At 53.8% G+C, this 6041-nt stretch carries 5 protein-coding genes; 4 read left to right on the top strand and 1 reads right to left on the bottom strand.

Translation table 11 applies throughout. The features are described 5' to 3' along the window. Positions 1-139: 139 nt before the first annotated feature. The gene (gene dut / locus QZP87_RS00570) at positions 140-601 is read right to left on the bottom strand and encodes a dUTP diphosphatase (protein ID WP_291320982.1); all 462 of its coding nucleotides are present in this window, start codon (positions 599-601) and stop codon (positions 140-142) included. 740 nt (positions 602-1341) lie between these two features. On the opposite strand from dut, the gene glgP reads away from it, so the two are divergent. The 4 genes from glgP to aroL all read left to right on the top strand — a co-directional run bounded on the left by glgP (position 1342) and on the right by aroL (position 5898). Further along, positions 1342-3903: an alpha-glucan family phosphorylase gene (glgP, locus tag QZP87_RS00565; RefSeq protein ID WP_291320981.1), complete on the top strand. Its 2562-nt coding sequence runs from the start codon at positions 1342-1344 to the stop codon at positions 3901-3903. Between the two features lie 99 nt (positions 3904-4002). Next, complete coding sequence (locus tag QZP87_RS00560) at positions 4003-4770, top strand: TlyA family RNA methyltransferase (RefSeq protein ID WP_291320980.1); 768 nt, start codon at positions 4003-4005, stop codon at positions 4768-4770. Positions 4771-4772: 2 nt separating this feature from the next. Then, positions 4773-5366 carry an RNA methyltransferase gene (locus QZP87_RS00555; RefSeq protein WP_291320979.1) on the top strand — a complete coding sequence of 198 codons (594 nt, stop codon included), beginning with the start codon at positions 4773-4775 and terminating at the stop codon, positions 5364-5366. Beyond that, complete coding sequence (gene aroL / locus QZP87_RS00550) at positions 5347-5898, top strand: shikimate kinase AroL (RefSeq protein WP_291320978.1); 552 nt, start codon at positions 5347-5349, stop codon at positions 5896-5898. The genes QZP87_RS00555 and aroL overlap by 20 nt, the downstream gene beginning before the upstream one ends. Positions 5899-6041: the final 143 nt, after the last annotated feature.

Below are 6041 nucleotides of genomic sequence, written 5' to 3'. Positions count from 1 at the left end.
GTGATTACCTTTTGGCCTGGCTTCCGGCCAGGACAAAAATGTTTTTCTCTTAATCAATCTCTTAATCCTGTTAATCCTGTCAAAAAACTCTTTTATTTATTGGGTTGCGGGCATAGCCCGCCTTAGTGTTATAATGGGTTTATTTTCCGGAATGACCGAAGCCTCCGGCCCCTCTGCCAGTCCCGGACAGCTTCGGGACTTCTTGAAACCGGGCCTTAAACCAGGGCATGAATACCAGTTGCGCAATTCTCTGTCCCCTGGTGACGGTTTTTTCCTCCCCGGAAGTATTCAGCAGGGAGACAATGATCTCCCCCCGGTAGTCAGGGTCGATGACTCCCACCCCCTGGCTGACCACAAGGCCTTGTCTGGTACCCAGGCCGCTGCGGGAAAACACGAAACCGGCCACCCCTGGCTCTGTTATCTCCATGGCCACCCCGGTAGGGAAGGCGTACCTCTTACCCGGCCCGAGAATGATTTCCGGATCAGAAATCCAGGCCTGCAGGTCCACCCCGGCTGAGCCCGGCGTGGCATATTCCAGGGAACTGCTGCCGGGTTCCGAGTTGGGCAGAAATTTGATTTTGACAGCAATGGAATTGTTCACTGGTTTTTTCCTTTTGACAATAAAGTACCTGTTTAGCGCTACCAAGGAAAGCAGAGAACAGGCATGTCCGCATTTTTTTATGGCGGAAAAGCTGAATATTTGAAAAAATTGTTCTGGGAGAGCCGGTCCCCCTCAGGGATGTATGTCTCCGGGCAGGAGGCCATGCAAAATGCAAAGCTCTAAAGTTACCCCTTGAGCTTTAATTCTGCAAGATTTAATTGAGTCTTGCAATTTCAATTGATGGGTGGCAATAGATTCCATTGGCAGGAGGAAGTTGCCATGATCCAGCGCCGATTCCTTTAGGCGCTTAGCACAAATTTCGGAACAACATGTTGGTCGTTAAAATCGGTTCGTGGTTCCTGGTTCTTCGTTCCTGGTTACCTCTCGTTCCCAGGCTCCAGCCTGAGAACACTTAGTTCTTGCGGCACCAGCCGCTTCTAAAAATATGTGGCTGGAGCCACAAATAAGCGATGTTCCCAGGCTGGAGCCTGGGAACAAGGAAAAGGAAAGGAAAAGCGATGTTCCCAGGCTGGAGCCTGGGAACAAGGAAAGGAAGGATAAGAGCACTGCTTTTTCTTGGGTTGCGGGCATAGTGAATTACTCCTGAAACCCTGTCATAAAAAACAATAACCACGCGTCTTTGGCGTGGTTAATCCTGTCAAAAAAGCTCTTTTCTTTATTGGGTTGCGGGCATAGCCCGCTTTAGTTCATATTTTCATCAACCTAAGTGGAGGAAATGTATGCGGCCATTAAAAGTATACAATGTTATTCCCAAGTTGCCCAAGGAACTTGCCTCGTTATGGGATCTGGCCTTTAATTTCTGGTTCTCCTGGAAGCACGAGATAAGTGAGCTTTTCAGCAGGATTGACCACCATGTCTGGCACAAGAGCGGGCAGAACCCGGTGAAGTTTTTGAATATGCTGCCCCGGGAAACCCTGGACGAGCTGGCCGGGGACGAATTTTTCCGGGACAGGCTCAACCAGGTTAAGTCCAGTCTGGACAATTATAAAACCAGCACCAAGACTTCCTTTGAGTTTGAGAATAGCGGAGGCATGCCTGTAGTGGCCTATTTCAGCGCGGAATACGGCATCAGTCTATCCCTGCCCATTTATTCCGGTGGACTTGGAGTGCTGGCCGGGGATCACCTGAAATCAGCCAGCGACCTGAACCTGCCTCTGGTGGCCATAGGCATGTGTTATCAAAAAGGGTATTTCAGGCAGTACCTCACCAATGACGGATGGCAGCAGGAAAGATATCCGGTCAACGATTTTGAGCAGATGCCTCTGACCCTGATTAAAGATAAAGACGGCAAGCCCATGACAGTTAACGTGGATCTGCTGGATCGCAAAGTGAGCATCCGGGTCTGGAAAGCCAATATAGGCCGCATTGATCTGTATCTGCTGGATACCAATATCACCGAAAACGACCCCCAGGACCGGGAGATTACTGCCCAGCTTTACGGCGGAGACTGGGAAATGCGGGTAAAGCAGGAAATAGTCCTGGGAATAGGCGGCCTGAGAGCCATGCATGCCATGGGGCTCAACCCCAGGGTGATCCATATGAATGAAGGCCATTCTGCTTTTGCCGGCCTGGAAAGGATAAAGATCTTCATGCAGGACCACAACATGTCTTTTGAAGCCGCCACAGAGCTTGTGGCCTCCAGCAGCGTCTTCACCACCCACACTCCGGTGCCCGCCGGCAACGACCGCTTCGCCCCGGACCTGATGCACAAGTATTTTGAGCCCTACGCCCGGGAATTAGGCCTGGCCTTCAAGGTCTTCATGGCCTTGGGCAGGGAGGATCCCAGGGACGATCAGGAACATTTCTGCATGACGGTGCTGGCCCTGCGCCTTTCCAGATTCAACAACGGCGTCAGCCTTTTACACGGCAGGGTCTCCAGGAACATGTGGAAGAAAGTCTGGCCCCAGTATCCAGTGGACGACGTGCCCATCGGGGCCATTACCAACGGCATTCACATCCCCACCTGGATTGCTCCGGACATGTCCTACCTGTTTGACCGCTATCTGGGCTCTGACTGGCGGGAAGACCCGGATTGTCAGTGGGTCTGGAAGCAGTCCCAGGCCATACCTGATTCTGAACTCTGGAGGACACATGAACGTCTTCGGGAAAGGCTGGTGGATTATGTGCGTCACAGGCTCAAGCAGCAGACAGTGGCCAGGGGAGGCCGGCGCAGCGAGCTCCAGCTGGCCGAAGAAGTCCTGGATCCAGGTGCATTGACCATAGGGTTTGCCCGGAGATTCGCCACCTACAAGAGGGCAAACCTGCTTCTGACGGATGTCAAGAGGCTTCTGGAGATCGTCAATCACGAAAAGTATCCGGTGCAGTTCATCTTTGCAGGCAAGGCCCACCCCAGGGACGTGGAAGGCAAAAAGATTATTCAGCATATTGTTCAGCATGCCCGGGAGGAAGATCTGATGCATCGTCTGGTTTTTCTGGAAGACTACGATATGGAGATTGCAAGCTACATGCTCCAGGGATGCGATGTCTGGCTCAACAACCCCAAACGGCCTCTGGAAGCCTGCGGTACCAGCGGTATGAAGGCCGTGGCCAATGGAGTCCTCAATTTCAGCACGCTGGACGGCTGGTGGGACGAGGCCTACACCACTGACAACCGCTACGGCTGGGCCATCGGCCTGGGAGAAAGCTATACCGACCAGGAATACCAGGACCTGGTGGAGAGCCATTATCTTTACAATGTTTTGGAAAAGGAGATAGTCCCTACTTTTTATGACCGCAGGCACGGCAGCCTGCCCACTGAATGGGTGCGCAAGATGAAAAACGGACTGCGTGACCTGGCTCCGCAGTTCAGTTCGCACCGCATGGTGGAAGACTATGTGGAGACTGCTTATCTTCCTGCCTACAAAAACTTCATGGCCCTGGAAAAGAACGGCTTTGAAAAGGCCAAGGCCCTGGCGGAGTGGAGAATGGACCTCATGACCAAGTGGGGAAGCGTCCAGATTCGCAATGTCCATGCCGCGGCTGAAGATGAACTGTATGCCGGTGACGAAATAACAGTGCGCGCCGAAGTCAATGTCAACGGACTTTCCACCGGTGATATCCAGGTGGAGATATATGCCGGGGACGTTGACATGGAAGGCAATTTTCTGAGTCGAAAGACCGTGCTCATGCAACAGAATAAGGAGCTGCAGCACGGCTGGATCCAGTACGAGGGCAAGCTGGAAACATTTCAAACAGGGCGTTTCGGCTATACTGTGCGCATTCTGCCACACCATTCACTGCTTCTGGATCCCCATTGTCTGGGTCTGATTCACTGGGCTTGAGGAGTCAGTAGTCAGAGGTCAGGGGTCAGTAGTCAGAAGTCAGAGGTCAGGGGTCAGAGGTCAGAGGTCAGGGGCCGGAAGTCGGTTTCCTTAAAGTGTATGCGTTCCAGAAAATACCGGGCAGACCTGCTGCTGCATGAACAGGGCCTGGCTGAATCCAGGGAAGCAGCCAAAAGGCTGATCATGGCCGGGCAGGTCAATCTGTGCCTGGAAGACCGGGAAGTCCGTGTGGAAAAGCCTGGCCAGGCCCTGCCGAATGATTCTGTCTTCAGCCTGAAAGAAGGGCAGCGATTTGTAAGCCGGGGCGGGGAGAAGCTTCTGGGTGCTCTGGAGGATTTTGATATCCAGATCCAGGGCAGGGTTTGTCTTGATGTGGGAGCTTCTACGGGCGGCTTTACGGACTGCATGCTGCAGATGGGAGCGCTTCGAGTCTATGCCCTGGATGTGGGCACAAAGCAGCTGCACTGCAAGTTGCGCCGTGACCCCAGGGTTATCAGCCTGGAACAGGTGAATATCCGCAAGGCCGCAGTCTCTCTGCTGCCTGAAAAAGTCCAGTTGGCCTGCATCGACTGTTCTTTTATCTCTCTTACCAAAATCATGCCCTGCGTGGTGCCCTTTCTGCAGGAAAAGGCCAGGGTGGTAGCCCTGGTCAAGCCTCAGTTTGAAGTGGGCAGGGGACAGACCGTCAAAGGGGTGGTCAGATCCCTTGAGGTTGCCCGGCAGGCAGTGCAGGGGGTGATTGAAACCGTCACCGGGGAGCTGGATCTTGCGCTGGAGGGCTGGACCCTTTCAAGGCTTAAAGGACCTAAAGGCAACCAGGAGCACCTGGTGTGCTTCGGCTATAAGTCCTGCACCGGGCGGATCTGACCATGCATAATGAATTTAGAACCGACAGAAGAAAGCTCAGGGTTCAAGAGGTCCTGGCCAGGAGACAGCGGGACCTGACCCTGGTGTTGAACAACATTCACGACCCCCACAATGTTGCCGCCATCCTGAGAAGCTGCGACGCCTTTGGGGTGCCTGAGGTGCACCTGCTTTACGTTGGGCAGCCCTTTCCGGAAGTGGGCAAGAAATCCTCAGCTTCGGCCCGCAAATGGGTCGGCTGGCTCAGGCACAGGGATGCGGAAAAAATGGTCCAGGTTCTGAAAGGGCAGGGCCTTAATCTGATCCGCACGGGGTTCGGCCCCTGTTCCCTGTCCCTGCCTGAATGGGATTTTACCAGGCCCAGTGCTGTAATACTTGGCAACGAGCACAGCGGCGTCCAGGAAGATCTGGAACAGTTGGTGGATCAGGAGATATACATACCCATGCAGGGCATGGTTCAGAGTCTGAATGTGTCCGTGGCTGCAGCCATTATCCTTTATGAGGCCTTCAGACAGAGACACCAGGCCGGGCTCCTGGAAGAAAGGGCCCTGCCCGGGGACCGGCAGGAAGCATTATACCATGAGTGGATCCAGAAATAAAAAAGGCAATATTTACTTAATCGGACCCAGGGCCGGCGGAAAGACCTCTCTGGCCGGGGAACTGGCCCGAAGAACCGGTTTGAACCCGGTGGATACGGACGAATTGCTGCAGCAGGAGCAGGGCCGTAGCATCCAGGAGATTGTGGCGGATCATGGCTGGGAGCATTTCAGGGAACTGGAGAAAAAGGTTTTGCTTCGTACGGCGCAGTCCGGCTCGCTGGTGGTGGCTACGGGGGGCGGAATGGTTCTGGCTTCAGAGAACAGGGAGCTTTTGAAGGACCCGGTGCACATGACTGTCTATCTGCAGGCTGACGCGGAGCTTATCTGTGCAAGGCTTGCCCGGGACCCCAGGCCGGGGCAGAGGCCTGCACTGTCGGAGATGGATTTTCAGGAGGAAGTGCGCTCCACTCTAAATGAGCGCCAGCCTCTGTACAGGGAGTGCGCGGATGTAGTTCTTGATGCTGGCAAGCCATTGGAGCTGATGGCAGAAGAAGTGGCCGGTCTTTATCCGGGCGATGAACCGGGCTCCTGAGCTTTTTGTAAGTTCTGGACAGACAGGGCGGGTCTCAGGTTTTTCAGGGCTGCTTAGGCGCTTAGCACAAATTTCAAACCAACATGTTGGTTGCAAAAATCGGTTCCTGGTTACCTCTCGTTCCCAGGCTTTTTACCTCTCGT

This window comes from Desulfonatronospira sp. (assembly GCA_003563255.1).
GTDB lineage: Bacteria > Desulfobacterota > Desulfovibrionia > Desulfovibrionales > Desulfonatronovibrionaceae > Desulfonatronospira.
This window is presented reverse-complemented; position numbering and strand designations above follow the sequence as displayed.